At 36.8% G+C, this 20,077-nt stretch carries 20 protein-coding genes, 1 tRNA gene and 1 riboswitch; of the genes, 10 read left to right on the top strand and 11 right to left on the bottom strand.

Annotated features, from left to right (window positions below; translation table 11 throughout):
* Window positions 1–23: 23 nt before the first annotated feature.
* Both ACECE_RS0224275 and crcB read left to right on the top strand, forming a co-directional pair.
* On the top strand, window positions 24–401 hold the full coding sequence (locus ACECE_RS0224275; RefSeq protein WP_010252158.1) for a PH domain-containing protein: 378 nt from the start codon (window positions 24–26) through the stop codon (window positions 399–401).
* Between the two features lie 46 nt (window positions 402–447).
* On the top strand, window positions 448–831 hold the full coding sequence (crcB, locus tag ACECE_RS0224270; RefSeq protein WP_010252156.1) for a fluoride efflux transporter CrcB: 384 nt from the start codon (window positions 448–450) through the stop codon (window positions 829–831).
* Window positions 832–948: 117 nt separating this feature from the next.
* Here the strand turns inward: crcB and ACECE_RS0224265 are convergent, their stop codons facing one another.
* The 5 genes from ACECE_RS0224265 to dnaK form a co-directional block, all read right to left on the bottom strand.
* Window positions 949–2,121 (bottom strand): ammonium transporter family protein, encoded by a 1,173-nt coding sequence (locus ACECE_RS0224265; RefSeq protein ID WP_010252154.1) that lies wholly within the window; start codon window positions 2,119–2,121, stop codon window positions 949–951.
* Between the two features lie 265 nt (window positions 2,122–2,386).
* Window positions 2,387–2,797, bottom strand: a complete 411-nt coding sequence (locus ACECE_RS0224260) for a hypothetical protein (RefSeq protein WP_010252152.1) — start codon at window positions 2,795–2,797, stop codon at window positions 2,387–2,389.
* A 32-nt stretch (window positions 2,798–2,829) separates the two neighbouring features.
* On the bottom strand, window positions 2,830–3,507 hold the full coding sequence (locus tag ACECE_RS0224255; RefSeq protein WP_010252150.1) for a J domain-containing protein: 678 nt from the start codon (window positions 3,505–3,507) through the stop codon (window positions 2,830–2,832).
* Entirely contained in the window at window positions 3,504–4,325 is an 822-nt protein-coding gene (locus ACECE_RS0224250; protein WP_010252148.1) for a DUF5685 family protein, read from the bottom strand. Before ACECE_RS0224250 ends, ACECE_RS0224255 begins: the two co-directional genes overlap by 4 nt.
* Before the next feature lie 69 nt (window positions 4,326–4,394).
* Complete coding sequence (dnaK, locus tag ACECE_RS0224245; protein WP_010252146.1) at window positions 4,395–6,143, bottom strand: molecular chaperone DnaK; 1,749 nt, start codon at window positions 6,141–6,143, stop codon at window positions 4,395–4,397.
* A 340-nt stretch (window positions 6,144–6,483) separates the two neighbouring features.
* Here dnaK and ACECE_RS0224240 point away from each other — a divergent pair, with 340 nt between their 5' ends.
* The 3 genes from ACECE_RS0224240 (at window position 6,484) to ACECE_RS0224230 (ending at window position 9,786) form a co-directional block, all read left to right on the top strand.
* On the top strand, window positions 6,484–7,158 hold the full coding sequence (locus ACECE_RS0224240; protein ID WP_010252144.1) for a response regulator transcription factor: 675 nt from the start codon (window positions 6,484–6,486) through the stop codon (window positions 7,156–7,158).
* Window positions 7,155–8,210 (top strand): HAMP domain-containing sensor histidine kinase, encoded by a 1,056-nt coding sequence (locus ACECE_RS0224235; protein ID WP_010252138.1) that lies wholly within the window; start codon window positions 7,155–7,157, stop codon window positions 8,208–8,210. Before ACECE_RS0224240 ends, ACECE_RS0224235 begins: the two co-directional genes overlap by 4 nt.
* Window positions 8,211–8,325: 115 nt before the next feature.
* A complete protein-coding gene (locus ACECE_RS0224230; protein ID WP_010252135.1) occupies window positions 8,326–9,786 on the top strand; it encodes an amino acid permease in 1,461 nt (486 codons plus the stop codon).
* A gap of 84 nt (window positions 9,787–9,870) precedes the next feature.
* On the opposite strand, the gene ACECE_RS0224225 is transcribed toward ACECE_RS0224230, so the two are convergent.
* A tRNA-Leu gene (locus ACECE_RS0224225) sits at window positions 9,871–9,953 on the bottom strand.
* A gap of 188 nt (window positions 9,954–10,141) precedes the next feature.
* On the opposite strand from ACECE_RS0224225, the gene ACECE_RS0224220 reads away from it, so the two are divergent.
* On the top strand, window positions 10,142–10,672 hold the full coding sequence (locus ACECE_RS0224220) for a cob(I)yrinic acid a,c-diamide adenosyltransferase (RefSeq protein WP_010252131.1): 531 nt from the start codon (window positions 10,142–10,144) through the stop codon (window positions 10,670–10,672).
* A 226-nt stretch (window positions 10,673–10,898) separates the two neighbouring features.
* Here ACECE_RS0224220 and ACECE_RS0224215 read toward each other — a convergent pair whose 3' ends face one another.
* From ACECE_RS0224215 to ACECE_RS0224200, 4 genes are all read right to left on the bottom strand, one after another.
* Window positions 10,899–11,375 (bottom strand): ACT domain-containing protein, encoded by a 477-nt coding sequence (locus tag ACECE_RS0224215; protein ID WP_010252128.1) that lies wholly within the window; start codon window positions 11,373–11,375, stop codon window positions 10,899–10,901.
* An 80-nt stretch (window positions 11,376–11,455) separates the two neighbouring features.
* Window positions 11,456–12,214 carry a 4-hydroxy-tetrahydrodipicolinate reductase gene (dapB, locus tag ACECE_RS0224210; protein WP_010252126.1) on the bottom strand — a complete coding sequence of 253 codons (759 nt, stop codon included), beginning with the start codon at window positions 12,212–12,214 and terminating at the stop codon, window positions 11,456–11,458.
* Window positions 12,215–12,297: 83 nt separating this feature from the next.
* Window positions 12,298–13,176 (bottom strand): 4-hydroxy-tetrahydrodipicolinate synthase, encoded by an 879-nt coding sequence (gene dapA, locus ACECE_RS0224205; protein WP_010252124.1) that lies wholly within the window; start codon window positions 13,174–13,176, stop codon window positions 12,298–12,300.
* A gap of 105 nt (window positions 13,177–13,281) precedes the next feature.
* On the bottom strand, window positions 13,282–14,280 hold the full coding sequence (locus ACECE_RS0224200) for an aspartate-semialdehyde dehydrogenase (RefSeq protein ID WP_010252122.1): 999 nt from the start codon (window positions 14,278–14,280) through the stop codon (window positions 13,282–13,284).
* A gap of 254 nt (window positions 14,281–14,534) precedes the next feature.
* Window positions 14,535–14,712, bottom strand: a riboswitch (Lysine riboswitch).
* 341 nt (window positions 14,713–15,053) lie between these two features.
* Between ACECE_RS0224200 and ACECE_RS0224195 the strand changes: the two genes are divergently transcribed.
* From ACECE_RS0224195 to yajC, 4 genes are all read left to right on the top strand, one after another.
* The gene (locus ACECE_RS0224195) at window positions 15,054–16,772 is read left to right on the top strand and encodes a SpoIID/LytB domain-containing protein (RefSeq protein ID WP_010252119.1); all 1,719 of its coding nucleotides are present in this window, start codon (window positions 15,054–15,056) and stop codon (window positions 16,770–16,772) included.
* Window positions 16,773–16,996: 224 nt separating this feature from the next.
* Window positions 16,997–18,022 carry a tRNA preQ1(34) S-adenosylmethionine ribosyltransferase-isomerase QueA gene (gene queA / locus ACECE_RS0224190; protein ID WP_010252118.1) on the top strand — a complete coding sequence of 342 codons (1,026 nt, stop codon included), beginning with the start codon at window positions 16,997–16,999 and terminating at the stop codon, window positions 18,020–18,022.
* Window positions 18,023–18,041: 19 nt separating this feature from the next.
* Window positions 18,042–19,160 (top strand): tRNA guanosine(34) transglycosylase Tgt, encoded by a 1,119-nt coding sequence (tgt, locus tag ACECE_RS0224185; RefSeq protein WP_010252116.1) that lies wholly within the window; start codon window positions 18,042–18,044, stop codon window positions 19,158–19,160.
* A gap of 26 nt (window positions 19,161–19,186) precedes the next feature.
* The gene (gene yajC / locus ACECE_RS0224180; protein WP_010252113.1) at window positions 19,187–19,471 is read left to right on the top strand and encodes a preprotein translocase subunit YajC; all 285 of its coding nucleotides are present in this window, start codon (window positions 19,187–19,189) and stop codon (window positions 19,469–19,471) included.
* Window positions 19,472–19,541: 70 nt separating this feature from the next.
* Here the strand turns inward: yajC and ACECE_RS0224175 are convergent, their stop codons facing one another.
* Window positions 19,542–20,015 carry a carbohydrate-binding protein gene (locus ACECE_RS0224175; RefSeq protein ID WP_010252111.1) on the bottom strand — a complete coding sequence of 158 codons (474 nt, stop codon included), beginning with the start codon at window positions 20,013–20,015 and terminating at the stop codon, window positions 19,542–19,544.
* Window positions 20,016–20,077: the final 62 nt, after the last annotated feature.

Raw genomic sequence — 20,077 nt, 5'->3', positions numbered from 1 at the left:
AAAGCGAGAGGGGAACTGTAGAGATGGGTATCTTTGATGCCTTTTTGGGGAATGCTTGGGAGTTGTGTGCTGAGGATGCAGAACACGAGATGAAAAGGCTTTTGGCAAGTGGAGAAAAGGTTGAAAAAGCGTACAAACTAATACGTGATCTTATTATTTTTACAAACAAACGGTTACTTTTGGTTGATAAACAGGGTGCGACAGCTAAAAAGGTTGAATATCACTCAATTCCTTATAGAAGCATCACTCATTTTAGTATTGAAACAGCAGGAAACTTTGACTTGGATGCTGAACTTAGAATATGGATTTCCGGTGCAGAGCTGCCGATTCAAAAACAGTTTAACAAGAGCTTGGATATTTATGAATTGCAAAGTGTACTGGCTACGTATGTTTTGAAGTAAATCATGCTTGCAGATAAAATGGTTTTTGATGTTAGGAGAGTTTGTTATGGATAAGATACTTTGTGTTGGAATTGGAGGATTTCTAGGAGCCTCCTTACGTTATTTGGTTTCTATTGCGGCATTAAAAATGTTTAAATCTGATTTTCCTTTTGGGACTCTAATTGTTAATGTAACAGGAGCAGTTTTGATTGGATTCATCATGCAGCTAAGCCTAAGATTTACCTGTATTACGCCAAATTTAAAATTGTTTCTAACAACGGGAATTTTAGGAGGGTTAACGACATTTTCAACTTTTAGTTTTGAAACAATTTCTTTACTTCAAGGTGGAAGATACTTTGCATTTATAAGCAATATTGTACTTAACGTGGGTCTAAGCTTGGTGGGAGTAGTGATAGGAATTAGCCTAGTGCGTTATTGCATAAAGATTTAAATCTAATTGTATTAGGTTTAAAAAGTAAATGAATATATAACAGTACGGCTGCAAATTATGCAGCCGTATTTTTGAATTTCTTTGGATTATTGTACAGTAAAACTAAGGACAGAAATATCACTCAGCTTCTGCAAATTCATCAGAGTCCTCGTATACCTTTAATTTAGAACCGGTGAATTTTATAATATTACCAGAAATAAAACCGCCTGCAAGTGCAAGAACCACGGTGAAAACAATTCCGATGATTTGTGGTTTTGCTGCACCAGGCACTACAAAAATTGCAATAATTCCACCAAGTAGCCCAGGCATACCATGGAGATTATGAACTCCGCATGTATCTACCATCTTTAATGCCTTTTGTAATTTTGGCTGGATTATGACATATCCTATAACACATATTGTTCCAGCTAACAATCCAATCAGGAAAGCAGTTGGAGCGCCTACACGGTTACATGTTGCACCTATTGAGACACCACCAGCAAGACTTGCGTTTGCAATATCAGCTATGGATGGCTTTCCTTTTCTTAAGAATGTACTTAGTAAATAAGTAATAACTGTTGCACCACATAAAGCTAAAATTGTATTAACTACTGTTTTTTGAAAATCTCCAGTGGGGACAATCGCACTACAGAAACTTGGCCAGAAAATCCATAGAATCATTGAGCCAAGCATTGAAAATCTATCGGATGTAGCATCGCATTCAATTGGTTGATTCATGTGCTCTTTCTTTGTTAGTGCTATAGCCAACCCCAATCCAAAATAAGCACCGAATGCGTGAATAATAATAGAACCAGCTGCATCTACAAAACCTTGAGTTACGCCAAGTTTACCATCTAATACAAGCCATTCGTTAATCATATAAAAAGGTATTATAAAAACTGACAACAAAGCATATTGGTAAACACGCAACCTTCCCAATACTGCTCCCATTGAAATAAGTGCAGCGGCTACAGCGAATTCTGCGAATAATAATGCTTTTATACTTTGAGGATCAAAAGATTCAGAAGAAATGATTCCTGTGTAACGAAGCAATAAATAGAGTGGAATCCCGGTACCAACAACCAGGAATGTTCCGGTTGTTGCACTATAACCATATTTTTTTACAAATACCATTAGAAATCCAAAACCTACTAAGAGCATTGCTAAAATGTTGATTGAAAAATTGTACTGCTGGAACTGCCACACGGTTCCAACTACATCATTGGCGGCTACTTCCTCTGCCAAAACACTGAAAGGCATCAATAAAGTAAAAATAATGCCTGTCAAAAAAGCTAATACGTTCTTTTTCATGTTTTTTACCCCTTTGTAAAATAATTGAAAATAAAAAGAGGCGATTACAAATACATGAAAGGTTTACCTTTCATGTATTGAACGCCATTGTTCGCAAGATACATCATATATTATTCATGTATTTCTGTCAATAGAAAATGAATGTTATCATGCGTATAGTTTCAAAATGTCGAAGTTATTGAGAAAATATGATTAGTAAAAATGATTTTTTGCAAGATTCTTAGATACATAATTCAAAATAAATACTTTGTGTTTTATACTCCAATTACCATAGAATGCGAAGTTCAAACTCATTATGGCAGCATGGACAGTTTACTGTATGCTTTCCTGTTTTCCTGGGCAAACGTAGCACGGATTTGCAATTAGGGCATTTGCGAAAACGTCGTGTCTTAATTTCTTTAATCCTGCGAACTGTCAAAGAACCTTTTGATTTAACAGGTTTCCAGATCTTCATAAACTTTTCGTTTTCCATTCGCCTTTTATAAATATTTCGGGAGAATGTTCTGAAAACCATTACAAACACAACAGCGAACATCAAAATACTAAATATTTTTGTATGGATAAATATATTGGCAAATAGTAAAACAAAATATGTCACAAATAAGGCATAAGAAAGTTCATCCATTCCGTATCTGCCATACATAAAACGTGCTAATTTATCTTTTAAATTTCCCATTTAAAAATCACTCCTTCTTGATATGGTTATCATCAGCAACCACAGAGCAGCCTTGCAAGACAGAGCCCACAACAGAGATTGCTCAAATTGACTACAGGCATACCAAAGTTCTGGCTTTGCTGTTGATAAACCCGTCCACCGTTTTGTATTTGATTTAAAAGGTGCTGATATTCCTGATTATTCGGCTCCATCTGTACTGCTGTTTTAGCGTGATTAAGTGCTGTAACTTTGTTATCTGTATTATAATTTGCAATGGCACTGTAATAGTACCATTCAGCACTCTTGTTAGTTATATTGGACAGCACATTCAGCGCCTCTGCGTAATACCCTGCACGCAGATAGTTTTTTACTGGCTCAAATTCAGAATATTGGCGCCTTTGTTGATTGTTACCAAAGGGACCAAATCCCCCAAACGGATCAAATCCGAAAGGATTAAATCCACCAAAGGGGTCATTTTCCCCAGAAGAATTGTTTCCGTAGCCATATGAACTTTGGCCGCTGTATCCTCTGCTGCTGTTTGTTTGGGACGTATTCCCGCTCTTTATCTGTTCATAAGCTGCGTTTATTTCGCTCATTTTCTTTGCTGCTTCTTCATTTCCATAATTAACATCCGGGTGGTATTTTTTCGCCAATCGGCGATATGCTTTTGTAATTTCTTCAATTGGATCATCTGGAGAAACACCAAGCACTTTGTAAGGATCGGATATCATTGCTTATTTTGCCTCCTTTGTTTTTGCTTTTCTGCTTCATACTTAGTCCAAACACCTGAATAAAGGATATTCTCAATCAGATTCGTATCCTGTTTGATCGGCAACTGCTTATATTTTTCTGTACAGTCGGCCATAAGCAGAGTCAAAATTGAGCTAAAATCTTCAGATGAAGACATAATCAAGGGGTTATATCGTTCATGTTTTATATCATCCTTTAAATCAAGGCAGGCATCCATTATATATATAAACTTGCCGAGAGCCCTTCCGAATGCCCGCAAATTTTCCGTATATTCATCTTCACGTAAAACAAAGATTTCACCCATCAGCTTTCCAAAAAAATTTGCAGGAATATCTGCATTAAGTTCTCCTGATTTTTCAACTTTGGAAAGCTCATTCAAGCATTCACTAATTACCGTACATTGATTTGGATATCGCTTAATAATTTGTCTGTATTGCTGCTCGAATAGCTTTGCTTCACACAGTGACAGGATATTTTTATCATCTATCCAGTCGTCAAGTAAATTGTAATAAGCAAGTACAACATTCATGTCGGCAGCATAGTTTGTTATATCATTCTGCCAGTATTGATGCGGTTTTAGAGGATGAATAATACACCGCTCAGTTTCGATTTTATTAACTGTTTTATATAGTGCAGAAAGAAACAAAACAAGGAAAGTCATGTCATAAGTAAGTGTTATACGGCTTAATGCTCCATGACGGCTTCCTAATGCCTTGCATAAGCCGCAATAGCACGAACGGTAATGCTGCTTTTCCTCAGCAGTCAGCTTATCAACATTTGCAACTACATAACCAAACATATTATTCACCCACCTTTCTCATTTTGGGATGCTTGCAAATTCAATTATTGCAAAATATTTTTCACTTGTCTAGATTTTATTATCTCCATTACTTGAAGTTCCATCATCCGGAGTTTTTTGGTGCATGGTTTCAAGCATTGAGGATAATTCATTGCAGGCCGCTGTGAGCTGTGCATTGTCCTTGCTTTTTAATGCTTTTTTAGTGTTTTTAACCGATTCATCAAGTAATTTGCGGTCATTTTTATCAAGTTTTTTTATAATTGACGATGCCTGATAAATCAACTGCTCAGCACGATCACGTGCTGTGGCTTCCTCCTTGCGTTTTGCATCTTCAGCAGAATATTGCTGTGCATCACGGATGGCTTGATCAATTTCCGCCTGACTTAGGTTTGAGGAAGCAGAAATGGTGATGCTTTGCTCTTTACCTGTTCCGAGGTCTTTGGCAGATACATTGACAATGCCATTGGCATCAATTGAGAAGGTAACCTCAATTTGAGGAACTCCTCGTGGTGCACGGCGGATACCTTTAAGCTTGAATCTGCCTAATGTTTTGTTTGATGCTACCATTTCACGTTCACCCTGCAAAACATGAATGTCTACAGATGACTGGAACGGAGCGGCAGTGGTAAATATCTGGCTCTTTTTTATCGGAATGGTTGTGTTCCTCTCAATAATTTTTGAGAAAACACCTCCTAGAGTTTCAATGCCAAGAGAAAGAGGAGTTACATCTAAAAGCAGCAAATCTCTGACATCACCCGAAAGAACACCAGCCTGTAGTGCGGCTCCAACTGCAACGCATTCATCTGGATTGATACCTTTAAACGGCTCTTTGCCGATAAACTTTCTGACAGCTTCCTGTACCGCAGGAATACGGCTGGAACCTCCTACAAGCAAAACCTTGTTAATATCTGCAGTATTAAGGCCGGAATCACGTAGTGCCTGGTGTACCGGATCCATTGTTGCATTTACAAGATGTGATGTAAGTTCATCAAATTTTGCCCGTGTAAGTGTAATATCCATATGCATTGGACCTGATGAATTTGAGGTAATAAACGGAAGATTAACTGAAGTTGATGTTAAAGCGCTCAATTCAATTTTAGCTTTTTCTGCAGCTTCTTTTACACGCTGCATTGCAGTGGGATCTTTGGAAAGATCAAAACGGTTTTCCTTCTTAAATTCATTTACAAGATACTCAACCACACAACCGTCAAAGTCGTCACCACCCAGGCGATTGTTTCCGGCAGTGGCAAGTACTTCAATAACACCATTGCTGATGTCAAGAAGCGACACATCAAATGTTCCACCACCAAGGTCATAAACCATTACCTTTTGCTCTGTTTCTTTATCTACACCGTAGGCAAGTGCAGCTGCGGTTGGCTCGTTGATGATTCTCTGCACATTTAAGCCCGCAATTCTTCCAGCATCTTTGGTTGCTTGACGTTGTGCATCGGTAAAATAAGCAGGTACTGTTATTACTGCATCCTGAACCGTTTCTCCAAGATAGCTTTCTGCATCGGTTTTCAACTTTTGTAAAATCATTGCCGAAATTTCCTGTGGAGTATACTTTTTACCTTCAATATCAACTTTATAATTGCTTCCCATTTCACGCTTGATGGAACTGATGGTACGTTCGTGATTGGTAACTGCCTGACGCTTAGCAAGCTGTCCTATCATACGCTCTCCGGTTTTGGAGAACGCAACTACCGAAGGAGTAGTTCGTCCACCCTCGGCATTAGGAATTACGACAGCTTCACCGCCTTCCATAACAGCAACGCAAGAATTTGTAGTACCTAAATCAATACCAATTACTTTAGACATAATGCCTCTCTCCTCTATATTGGGAATAGTGAAAATATAACTTCCGCTGCTATTTCACTTAAAGCCTTATTTGATGAAAACCAGGTTACATGAAAAGTGGGAGTACTTCACTCATCCTTTAAGAACCAGAATATGATTGTGATTCTTATTTTACTAAATTATAATGTTCATTGTATAGGGTAAATATAGACTGAATATTAACAAAATATTAAGAGGCGGGCGAAATACTACTTCAAAGAAAAATAGTAAAAGTCAAAAGTTACAATGGTTTTTGTTTGTTTAAAATCAGTTTAAAATAGAATGATAAAGTAAATATATAAAGAAAAAGGGAGGCATTTCAATGTTTCACATCATGGTGGTAGAAGATGACAACAATACAAGAAAATTAATGGAAGCTGTATTGATTCAAAACGGTTATGAAGTTATCCTTGCCAAGGATGGTATCGATGCGCTTGAAAAAATGGACAACCATCATGTGGATTTGATTGTTCTCGATCTTATGATGCCACGCATGGATGGCTATGAATTAAGTGAAACTTTGCGTAAATGTAACTGTAACCTGCCTATATTAATGGTAACGGCAAAAGAAACACCTGCCGATAAAAAGAAGGGGTTTCTTGTAGGAACGGATGATTATATGGTAAAACCGGTTGATGAGGAGGAGATGATTCTGAGAATTGCAGCACTTCTTCGCCGTTCCAAAATTGTAAATGAGCATCGGCTTACAGTGGGAGAAACTGTTTTGGATTATGATGAACTTACTGTTTCTTATATGGGTTATGTTCAGGAATTACCGAATAAAGAATTCACTCTGTTATACAAATTGTTGTCCTACCAGAACAAAATTTTTACGAGGCGCAGTTTGATGGATGAAATTTGGGGGATGAATTCTGATACTGATGAACGAACGGTAGATGTTCACATAAATCGTTTGCGTGATAGGTTAAAAGAAAATCCGGATTTCGAAATAATTACAGTTCGGGGACTTGGATACAAGGCGGTGGTAAAAGCATGAACAGAGGAAGAACTTTAAATATACAGATGGTAATTCTGGTTTTTTACATTATGATATCTTCAGGATTATTGACAGGGGTATGTTTTTTATTTTTATATGCAGCAGGTATTTTACCAATTCCTCAACTTACCCCAATTCTATATCCGTTAGTTGCATTACTTGTCAGCATCATTATTGGAACCTCCATTTCGGCTATGGCAGGTGAAAAAATGTTGAAACCGCTAAATCAGCTCGTTAAGGCAATCAAAGTAGTAGCCACGGGAGATTTTAGTGTTCGTGTTGAAGAAATTAACGACCATTCCGAAATGGCTAATTTAATTAGAAATTTTAATCATATGGCAGAAGAGCTTGGCAGTATAGAAATGTTTCGTAATAGTTTTATCAATGATTTTTCTCATGAATTCAAGACACCTATTGTTTCAATCCGGGGATTTGCCAAACAACTGCAAAATGACAATCTTTCACCTGAAAAGCGAAAAGAATACACTGATATTATTATAAGTGAATCCGAAAGGCTTGCTAACATGTCTGCAAATGTTCTTATTCTTAACAAATTTGAAAATCAACAATTTATAACAAATAAAACAGAATACGAATTAGATGAACAAATCAGGGATTGTATCATACTTTTTGAAAAGCAGTGGAGTAAGAAAAATATAGAAATCAATCTCGATTTGGAACCTTTAAAAATTTACAATAATCAAGAGATGCTTTCACATCTTTGGATAAATCTTATTGAAAACGCAATTAAGTACTCGAACGACAATGGACATGTGGCAATCAGATGCTATGGAACAGTTAATGGTATTCAATTTAAGATAAGTGATGACGGAAATGGTATGGATGAAAATACACTAAAACATATTTTTGATAAATTTTATCAAGGTGATAACTCACATGCAGTTCAGGGAAATGGGCTGGGCCTTTCGATTGTCAAACGAATTGTTGAACTTTGCAAAGGAGAAATTGTAGTAGATAGTGAAACTCAAAAGGGCACAACCTTTACCGTGAAGTTGCCGAAATCGGAAAGCGAATGTCAGCAGACTGAGTAACATAATTACTATTTACTTGCTGGAATGTATTTTTCAATTTGAGGGATAATAGTTTTGAAACTAATTGTCCAGAAATTCAATTTATGAAAAAGCACCAGGCAAGGAGAAGAAGATTATGGTTAAAGAACATAAAGGGTTGTCTGCATGGCAGCTTACAATGATGGCATTAGGGACAGTAATTGGGGGCTCTTTTTTTCTTGGCTCGTCAGTAGCTATTCATGCTGCAGGGCCTGCAATATTGATATCATATATATTGGGGGGAGTATTAGTATATTTTATACTTTATGCGTTATCTGAGATGACCATAGCAAACCCTCATGCTGTATCTTTTCGAACTTTCGCAGCTCAAAGCTTTGGACGTGGAGCCGGGTTTATTGTAGGGTGGGTGTACTGGACCGGGATGTCTCTGGCTATGTCAAGTGAAGCTACTGCTGTATCAATTCTCGTAAGGAAATGGATTCCTAATATATCAATACCATTACTGGGGAGTATAATTATAATTGCTATTACGCTGCTCAACCTATTGGGAGCCGATAAGCTAAGCAAGCTGGAAAGTGGACTTGCAGCAGTGAAGTTGTTAGCGATAGCATCCTTTATAATTTTAGCGTTACTATTGATTGCGGGATTTATGCCGGGATTTTCACCAATCGGAACAGGTGTATTAGCTAATGAAAACTTTATGCCAGGAGGTTTAAAGGGGATTGCGGGAAGCATGCTTATAGTAATGTTTGCTTATGCCGGCTTTGAGATAATCGGCTTGGCTTCATCAGAGACAGATAATCCTGCAAAGGTTGTTCCAAAAGCAATTAATTATACAGTTATATGCCTAGTTTGTTTTTATATAATTTCTGTAGCAGTACTTCTTCCTCTGATTCCTACAGCTGAACTTAGTGAAGATGTGAGTCCAATGGTAGCGGCCCTGAGTAGATTGGGAATTGGCTGGGCTGGTACGGTACTTAATCTGGTACTTATTACAGCAATACTTTCTACAATGCTGGCAGCTATGTTTGGGCTTGGAAGAATGATAAAGTCACTTGCAGATGAAGGACTTGCTCCTAAATGGCTAAAAGATGAAAAAAGAGTACCTTATCGTGGCATATTATTTTCGGGGCTTGCAATGCTTTTAGGATTAGGAATGGGGCTTTTACTCCCAAAAGTTTATTTATTTCTTGTAAGTTCCGGGGGATTTTCATTATTATTCGTCTATGCTGTAATTATGGCCACACATATTCGATTCAGGAAAGCAAACGGATGCCCGCCTAATGGAAAATGCCAGTTACCGGGATACCCATATACCTCATGGATAGTATTAATAAGTTTGATTTTTGTAATTATAAGTATGCCTTTTATTCCGGGACAGGCATCTGGGCTGATAGCAGGTATAATAATGACGGTTCTGTATTCGGCCATCTATATGATATTTACATTTAAAGAAAAAAGACGTGAGATTTATAGAAGTCTGAGTAAAAGATATCAATCGGGTTTATTAACCGAGGCATCAAAGGAATTAAACGAAGAGCTTCATAAGGAAGATATGGAGAGGAAAAACAGAGACGAGAGGGAAGATTTAGATTAGCAGTAAACATATACTATGACAGATATTAAAAGAAAAAATATTAGAGAAAAACAAAAAACCATCGATTACTCGATGGTTTTTCTTTGGTGCGGACGATGGGACTTGAACCCATACGGTCTCCCATACGCCCCTCAAACGTACGCGTCTGCCAGTTCCGCCACGACCGCATATTAACTGATAATATAAACTACAAGAAGTAATCCTTGCAATGTTTCAATCAGCATAATAGATTATACTAACTTAAATTGTTTATGTCAATAGCTTTTTTATATTTTTTTTTGGAAATATTAAGGTTGAAAAACTTTTGCAAAATTGTTAAAATAATTGGCAAATAACTTTAAGGCATGGGATGAAAATGGATAAGGGCTTGGTTCAGGTATATACCGGAGAGGGCAAGGGTAAAACAACAGCTGCAATTGGACAGGGGATTAGAGCCTACGGTAGAGGTAAAATAGTATATATGCTTCAATTCCTTAAGAGTAGCGAAACAGGAGAGCTAATGGCTTTAAAGAAATTTGAGCCCGGGTTTAAGGTGTTCCGCTTCGAAAAACAAAGAGGTTTTGTTTGGAATCTGGGTAAGGAAGAAATTGAAGAGCTAAAGGGTGAAATAGCCAAAGCATTTGATTTTGTTAGAAATACTTTCAAAGAAAAATCATGTGACGTGCTGATACTTGATGAAATTATGGGTGTGCTTGGAAATGGGCTTATAGATATTGATTTTGTACTGGATGTAATTAAGGGCAAACCTGAGCAGGTCGAATTGATTCTTACAGGAAGAAATGTTCCGGCAGAAATAATAGAAGTGGCTGACTATGTTTCGCAAATTGCATGCATAAAGCATCCTTTTGAAAAAGGTATACCTGCAAGGGAAGGTATAGAGTTTTAAGAACTTTGCATTTTTGGCAATTAGTTTATGTTGCTCAAAAATATATCAACCACTAAACTGGAAAACTGCTTCTAATTTAGTGGTTGATAATTCTTGTTCTGAAATTTATTGAAATATTCTTTTTATATTAATAAGTTCGAATAACGTAAAATTTTATTATATATTTATAAGTTATGTAATACTTTACGTGATTTCTAAAATAGCAATTTTATGTAAGTAGAATTTGCTATTCTTCTAGGGAAAATTCTTTTTTTACAGATTCACAAGCTTTATCGGCATCTTTTTCATCGATCAGGCATGAAATATCCGATTCAGAAGTAGTAACAAGCTTAACCTCAATGCCTTCACTTGCAAGCACTGTAAATAATCTCGCAGCAACTCCAGGAATATCCTTCATATTTTTGCCGAATATACAGAACTTAGTGTTAAAACTATCAATTTCAATGCTAAGATTATGAACATGCTCATTAAATTTATTTAAGGAGCTCATAGCTTTAACAAGATCATCGTAAAGCAGGCTGAAGGATATTGTTGTATTACCTTTCACTGAGGGAGATTTACTTACCATATCGATGCTGATACCTTCGTTAGCTATAGAAGTAAATATCTCCGATATAAGCTTGATGTCGTTAGGAAGGTTATCGAGTGTAATGAGTGAAACATTATATGTAACATCAATACTTGTAACTGGTTTTTGAGACATCAAAAACACCTCCTGAAGTTTTTTGAGAATAATGAATCAATTATTTCAAAACAGCTTGGGGGCGAAAGTACCCCATTTTATTACTTACTTTGAATGAGATCATCCATGTTATACATACCGGGATTTTTCTTGTATAGAAATGCTGCAGCATTAAGCGATCCGACTGCAAATATTTCTTTTGACATGGCTGTATGGTTTATTTCAATTATTTCGTCATTGCCGGCAAATATAACGGAATGGTCACCAACTATAGTTCCACCTCTAACAGCATGTATTCCAATTTCTGTCTTGCTTCTTTTCTTCCTTCTAGAGTGTCTGTCATAAATGTATTCCTGTTGCTGCTCTAAAGAGGTGTTGATTGCATCAGCAATTGCTAATGCTGTACCGCTTGGAGCGTCAATTTTTTGGTTATGATGCTTTTCTACGATTTCAATATCAAAGTCTTTCTCAAGAACACGTGCAGCTTTTTTTACAAGATCAATCAAAAGATTTACACCTAATGACATATTAGCTGAAAAAAATACCGGAATTCTTTTGGAGGCATCTTTCAGAACCTGTATCTGTAAATTGGAAAGTCCTGTTGTTGCTACCACTGCGGGCACTTTTTTTGTAATTGCATAGCTCATCAAACTGTCTAGAGCAGCAGGGTGAGAAAAATCAATAATAACATCTACGTTCACATCACATTTGCTCAAGTCTGAAAAAACAGGGTATGTATTTTGGATGGATGTGTTTTGGTCATAACCCGCTGCAATTTTTAAGTCGTCCCTTTGTGATGCAAGTCTGGTAATTACCTGACCCATTCTGCCGTTGCAGCCGCTTAACAATATATTTATCATTTGAACATTCACTTCCTTTTCTTACTTTAAGTATACTCTTTTTAAAAAATTTTAAACGCCGTATAAATACGGCGCAGTCAAAATTAAATCAGACCATATTGTTTTAAGGTATCCTGTAAGTACTTAAAATTCTTTTCACTCATATCAACCAAAGGCAGACGGCATTTTCCAACATTCATACCCATAAGGTTCATTGCTGCCTTGATCGGTATAGGACTTACTTCAACGAACAGTGCTTTAACAAGGTCTAAAAGCCTAAGCTGGATTTTCCTGCTTGTAGCAATGTCACCAGACATAAAAGTAGCAACCAGATCGTGGGTATCTTTTGGTATAATGTTTGCCATTACCGAAATTACACCTTTTCCCCCAAGAGCAAGAAGCGGCAGTACTTGATCATCATTTCCTGAATATACTGAGAAGCTATCTCCGCAAAGGTTTATAATTTCGCCAACCTGATTTAAATTGCATTCCTTTATGGCAGTTATATTTTCTATCTCAGATAGAGCTTTAACAGTCTGAGGGTCAATATTCAAATTTGTTCTTGAAGGTACATTATAAAGTATAACAGGTACCTTTACACTATTAGCTATTATCTTAAAATGTTCATAAAGCCCTTTTTGTGTAGTTTTATTATAATAAGGAGTAACGCTCAAAATAGCATCAGCACCAACAGATTCAGCGTATTCCGTTAAATGTACTGCGTGTTTTGTATCATTACTACCTGTTCCGGCAATAACAGGTATCCTCTTGTTTACTTTATCAACAGCAAACTTAATTGCTGATTTGTGCTCATCATCAGGCAGTGTAGATGCTTCACCTGTAGAACCGCATATTATAAGTGCATCAGTACCTTCTTTTATCTGAAATTCAATGAGTTCTTCCAACTTTTCGAAGTCTATACCGTTGTCGGTAAATGGTGTAATAATTGCTACGCCTGAACCTGTGAATACTGGATTTCTCATATTTAACATCCTTTCTTAAGGTAGTTTGCAACACATTAACTTTATGTGCTGCAAATCTACTCTACTAGAGTTGCTTAATTGCTAATAACTTGGGCCAATATTTTATTACTTATTCCACATTTTAATGAGTTCTTGAGCAATCTGAACAGCATTTGTAGCTGCACCTTTTCTTATATTATCTGCAACAACCCATAGATTTACTCCGCTTTCAACACTTTCATCACGACGGATTCTACCTACGAAAGTTTCATCCTTACCTGATGCACTTAAAGCCATAGGATATACATTGTTTTGTGGATCGTCTTCTACTATTAAGCCTGGAGCATTTTTTAAAGCTTCCTTTAATTCATCCAAATCGAACTGTTTTTCGAACTCAACGTTAATTGATTCACTGTGTCCGTTATATACAGGTACTCTAACTGTTGTAGCAGTAACTCTTAAGTTTTGGTCTCCTAAAATCTTTCTTGTCTCGTTAACCATTTTTTCCTCTTCCTTTGTATAACCGTTTGGAAGGAATACGTCAATGTGAGGCAGACAGTTTCCGGCAATAGGGTGAGGGAACTTCTTAGGAGCTTCACCTTTAAGTCCGTTTTCAAGGTCAGAATAACCCTTCATACCTGCTCCTGAAACAGCCTGGTATGTTGAGTAAACTATTCTCTTGATCTTGTATTTGTCATGCAGTGGTTTTAAAGCTACAACTGCCTGTATAGTTGAACAGTTTGGATTTGCAATGATACCTTTATGCCATGCGATGTCCTGTGGGTTAACTTCAGGTACTACCAATGGAACAGCCGGGTCCATTCTCCATTGACTGCTGTTATCTACAACTACACATCCCTTTGAAGCAGCTATAGGTGAAAATTTTTCGCTTGTGCTTCCACCAGCTGAGAAAAGTGCAATGTCAATGCCTCTGTCGAAAGAAGTTTCTGTAAGCTCTTCTACAGTGTATTCTTTTCCGTTAAAAGTAATTTTTGATCCTGCTGAACGGCTTGAAGAAAAGAAATATATATTTTCAATAGGTAAATTTCTTTCTTCCAATACTTTTATAAAAGTTCTACCAACCATTCCTGTAGCTCCAACAACTGCCAAGTTAATTTTCTTCATTGTAATTGCCTCCTAAAATTTTTCACAATATTTTGTGTTTATTATTTTTCAAAACCATGTGTGTTTAACGCTGTACCATCTTATATTATTAGGAAAGAACGTTTTCCTATGCAAATATAATCATCTCTGGAAGCATTAACTCCATTCAATTTTATGACATCCGCTCCAAAGATTTACCAAATAAAAAAGCTGGTATGGATACCAGCAGTTCATTTGTTTTGTATAAAAGAAGTACTATGTACAACTTTAGTGTATGAACTGATAGCGCTCCATCAAACGATTGATGACAGTCATACGGCTGTTAACCGAATAACCAGAACGAAATTCTATTTGGGAAATCCATTCTTCGGCAGTTTACCCTTTCAACTTACATCAACAAAGCCCATACTTCTCAGTAAGCATACTATTGAAAACCGCGCCTCTACCACACATTATTTTTTTATTATTCTAACATCTTGAGTACTGATTGTCAAACTGTTTTTTGAAGTGTAGAAAAAGGACAGAAAAGCATATTTGGTGCCCTTTTTATTGTTTTGTATATTAATATTATATGCACCCCCAATAAATTTGTGAACTTAGCTGAAGTTATATTTTCAGAATTCCTAAAAAGTTTATTCTTTAGCAATTTTATAAAAATCCCTTAAGGCGTATAAATGGTGATTTTAAGTTTTACATTTATGTTACAATAAAGGGGCGTGGAAACTTTTGTCGAATATATGAATATATATGGTTTAAAAAGTTAATTTTACAAAGGATAAATTGGGGGAAAGGGTATGTTGGGCGAATTTTGTCATAGGGATATTGAGTTTATGCAAGAAGAGTGTGTACATAAGGCTCGGTTATTTCATTTTAAAAATGCAATTTTCATTTTACTGCCGCTAATAATTTCATTTTTAATGTGCAATGTGTGTTGGGCATATTCAGGTGTGCCAGGGCAGGTAAGAATAGGACTGTATTTTAATGATGATAAAACTAAGCAATATACAGCGCTCTCAAGCTTTACCGTTGATAGTGAAAGTGGACTTCAGATAGGGAGTTATTCAGACAGTGGTTTTACAGTTCTTACTGAAGAAACGACAAATAATGCTATAATAATAAGAAAGGATGCCTTTTATGTAAATAATAAAGGTACTCTTACCGAATATAGCCCGGAATCAGCAGCAATACCTGATGGTGAGAAAATTGGAGCTTATCATGCCAATCTGGGAGGCAGCTATGACAGTTACTACGCAATGACTGCGCAGCTTGAAGAATACAAAAAAAATGGGATTGATGCATATCCGGTATTTTCAGATACATGGCAGATATGGAGCGGATTTTACTTGGATGAAAATGCTGCACAGGTGGCATTAGGAGGTATTGCAGACTATAGTGTTATTCCTCCTTCATCCAAGAGGATTGTTATTCTGTCTTCCGATGGCCAGGTAAAATTGATGTATGATAGCGTAAACGGAGCTTTTAGAGTTTATCCGCATGAAGGTGGTTCACCTTCTTTATTTAAGCTCAATAGCGACAATAAAAAGGTATTTCGTGGAGGGCTTGAGGTGTTAAGACAAACCGGAAGTGATATGACGGTTATAAATGTTTTACCTACTGAAGAATACCTTTATGGAGTTGTTCCCGGAGAAATAGGTGCAGGTTCACATGTTGAAGCACTGAAGGCACAAGCTGTTGCAGCTAGAACATATACACTTAATAATTTATCAAAATACAGCCATCTGAAATTTAATCTTTGTACAACAACCTATTCTCAGGTCTATAAAGGCTATAGTGTTGAAGATAAGGCAACAAATAAGGCTATCGATGATACAAAGGGAGAGATTGTTACATATAAAGGCAAACCGGCAGCGGTTTTTTATTTCAGTTCAAGTGGTGGTAAAACAGAGGATGTAAAGAATGTATGGGGTAGTGAGGATTATCCGTATCTGGTAAGCGTAGATGATCCATATGAATCGGGTAAGTCATGGCATTACAATTGGCAGGTATCTTATACTGCACAAAAAATTGGCGAAATAATGACCAAAAGAGGTTATAAACTTGGAAATATACAGGCTGTATTTATTACGAAAAGGTCGGAAGCAGGAAGGGCAACCGAACTTGTTGTTAAGGGAGCAAATGATCAGCGTATTTATACAAATGGCAATACCAGATCGTTTCTAAGCCTTGACAGCCAGTGGTTTGACATTACCACCGATTCTGACGTGGCTGTTTTGAAGCAGGATGGCAGCTCTTCAAATACTCAACTCTCAGGGAAAAAAGTTATGACTTCCTCAGGCGTGAAGACAATAAGTACCTCAAATAATGTTAGTATAATAAGTTCGAATAATACAAAAAAGACAGTACCTGCTGTTCCTACTACGTACATCTTTACAGGAAAAGGCTGGGGCCATGGAATTGGGATGAGTCAGGAAGGGGCAAAGGGTATGGCAAATGCAGGACTTACGTATAAGGAGATTCTAACACATTACTTTACAGGTACCAAGGTTGAATAGCTGAAAATACTTAGTATCATTTAAAATCAAAATAACCTTTTTCATTGTTACCGAAACTGGGATAAAATTATTGATTACATAAGGCTTTTTATCATAATTTTTATGTAATTATCAATAATAATATGTATATGTAATTTCTTATTATACCTTGCAATAGATAGTTTTTTAATGTATTATTCTACATGTGTTGTAATCAATTTTTAAGAAATGGTGTTTGGTAAACGATGAGAGTTAGTGAATTTTTCTATGATCTGCCGGAAGAACTTATTGCTCAGGAACCTTTGCAGGATAGGAAACAATCCCGTTTAATGGTGGTTGACAGAAAAACGGGTGAGATTGAGCATAGAATATTTAAAGATATAATAGAATATTTGAATACGGGCGATTGCCTGGTTTTAAACGATACAAGAGTTATCCCTGCCAGACTTCTTGGGGAGAAGGAAGATACAGGCGGTAAGATTGAATTTGTACTTTTGAAAAATACCGGCGGGGATATATGGGAAGTGATATTGAAGCCCGGAAGAAGGGCTAAGCCAGGTTCGAGGTTTGTGTTTGGAAATGGAGAGCTTAAGGCTGAAATTATAGATGTAGTAGAAGAAGGAAACAGGCTTGTTAGATTTGAGTACGAGGGAGTATTCGAACAGATATTAGATAGAGTTGGAATAATGCCTCTGCCGCCATATATAACAAAAAAGCTTGAAGACAAGGAGAGATATCAGACGGTATATTCCAAGCACAAAGGTTCTGCAGCGGCTCCAACTGCCGGCTTGCATTTTACAACGGAGCTTTTGGAGAAAATTAAGGAAAAAGGCATAGAAATTGCTTATGTTACTCTGCATGTAGGACTTGGAACTTTTAGACCTGTGAAAGTTGAAAATATACTTGAGCATAAAATGCATAGTGAGTACTATAATTTGAAGGAAGAGGACTGTAACAAAATCAATAACACAAGGAAAAATGGCGGAAAGATTATAGCAGTGGGAACGACAAGCTGCAGGGTTATTGAGACAATTGGGGATGAATTTGGCGCTTTAAAGCCCCAGAGCGGATGGACGGATATTTTTATTTATCCTGGCTACAATTTTAAAGTAGTAGATAAATTGATAACAAATTTTCATCTGCCAGAATCAACACTGCTGATGCTGGTGAGTGCATTAGCCGGCAGGGATACAATTATGAAAGCATATAATGAAGCAGTAAATGAAAAATACAGGTTCTTCAGTTTTGGAGATGCCATGTTTATAAAATAGATTAAGGAATATGGTGAATATGAGCGCAATTAGATATGAATTGATTAAAAAATGTAAACAGACGGGAGCAAGATTGGGAAGGGTACATACGCCGCATGGGTATTTTGATACACCTGCATTTATGCCTGTGGGAACTCAGGCAACGGTTAAGGGTATGTCGCCTGATGAGCTTAAGATTATTGAGGCCCAGATTATATTAAGCAATACATATCACCTTTATATGAGACCTGGTCAGGATATTGTGAAGGAAGCCGGCGGATTGCACGGGTTTATGAATTGGGATAGACCAATTTTGACTGACAGCGGAGGTTTTCAGGTATTTAGCCTTAGTGATTTGAGAAATATCAAAGAGGAAGGTGTTACTTTCAAGTCTCACATTGACGGATCAAAACACTTTTTTACTCCTGAGATGGCAACGAAGGTACAGAATGATCTGGGAGCAGATATAATTATGGCTTTTGATGAATGTATACCTTATCCTGCGGATTTCAACTATGCGAAAAACTCTCTCGAGAGAACTACCAGATGGGCAAAAAGGTGCAAAGATACTCATAAAAATACTGATAAACAGGCACTTTTCGGAATAGTACAGGGGGGAATGTACAAGGAACTCAGGCAGCAAAGTGCTTATGAACTTTTAGAGCTTGATTTCCCGGGCTATGCAATTGGAGGGTTGAGTGTAGGAGAGCCAGCAGAAGAAATGTATGCTATGCTTGACTGTACAGTACCACTACTCCCTCAAGACAAACCAAGATATCTTATGGGTGTTGGTAGCCCGGATTACTTGATAGAAGGTGCACTAAGAGGAATAGACATGTTTGACTGTGTTCTTCCAACCCGTATTGGGAGAAACGGGACTGTTCTTACAAGCAAAGGAAAAGTTATAATCAGAGATGCTGCTTATGCCAGAGATTATTCCACGCTAGATCCTGAGTGTGATTGCTATTGCTGCAGGAATTTTTCAAGGGCTTATATCAGGCACTTGTTAAAAACAGGAGAGGTCTTAGGAATAAGACTTACTACATGGCATAACTTAAGATTCTTGCTTAACTTGATGGAAAATGTTAGAAAGGCTATAATGGAAGATAGACTTGGAGATTTCAAAAATGAGTTTTTTAGTAAATTTGGCTATAAATAAATTTATATAAAACTAGGAGGTCTACTATGCAAGGTGTTCAGCAAATAATCAGCGCTTTGTTGCTGCCAGTGGCATTCATTGCAATTATGTATTTCATGATATTCATGCCACAAAAAAAGAAAGACAAGGCAAGGAAGGATATGCAAGATTCCATCAAAGATGGGGATGAGGTAGTAACAATCGGTGGAATAATAGGCAAAGTAGTAAATGTTAAAGATGATGAGATTACAATTGAAACTGGCGTTGCAAAAACACAGTTAAAGCTTTTAAGGTTTGCAATTGATAGTATTACAACACCGGAAAAGAAATAAACGCTTGATGATCAAGCGTTTTTTTTATACCAATAAAGAGGTTTCAATAGTGTTCAAAAAAGGGGGCAGCCTAATGGCTGCCCTCGTAAACATAGTTAGTAAATGTAAAGTTTCTTCCTGAATTGTTATCCCAGTTATTTGCCGAATCTTTGAAGGCCATATTTATTTCTCCTGCCCTGTTCACCGGGAAAATTAACTCATATTTTTTGTTTGACAGCTTGTGCATAGGATACTCTTGAACATTTTCCCAGTTCAGATTATCACCATATCCTATAACTGCATATATCTCTTTAGCGCCATTTTTAGCTAATATACCGCTGTACAACACCCTAAGAGTGTTTCTGGTATCATGAATTTCAACACCGCTGCTTGAATAAGAATTGTCCAATTCTTTTATATTGGTACCATAGGGTTCTGTAGTCATATCCATTGAGAACTCTTCATTAAACGGCTGAAACCTTGAAGCATTTTCACGTGTATTCTCACTCGATTTATTTAGGTTTTTCAACGCATCATTATTATAGAAAAAATCAAAAAAGCCCATGTTTGTACCCTCCTTCAAATGTTATTCTTATTCGTATTTAGTTTTAACTATTTTAAAAAGTT

The sequence above is a fragment of the Acetivibrio cellulolyticus CD2 genome (assembly GCF_000179595.2).
Classification (GTDB): domain Bacteria; phylum Bacillota; class Clostridia; order Acetivibrionales; family Acetivibrionaceae; genus Acetivibrio; species Acetivibrio cellulolyticus.
The sequence above is the reverse complement of the archived record's forward strand: the minus strand, read 5'-3'. Positions and strand labels throughout refer to the sequence as shown.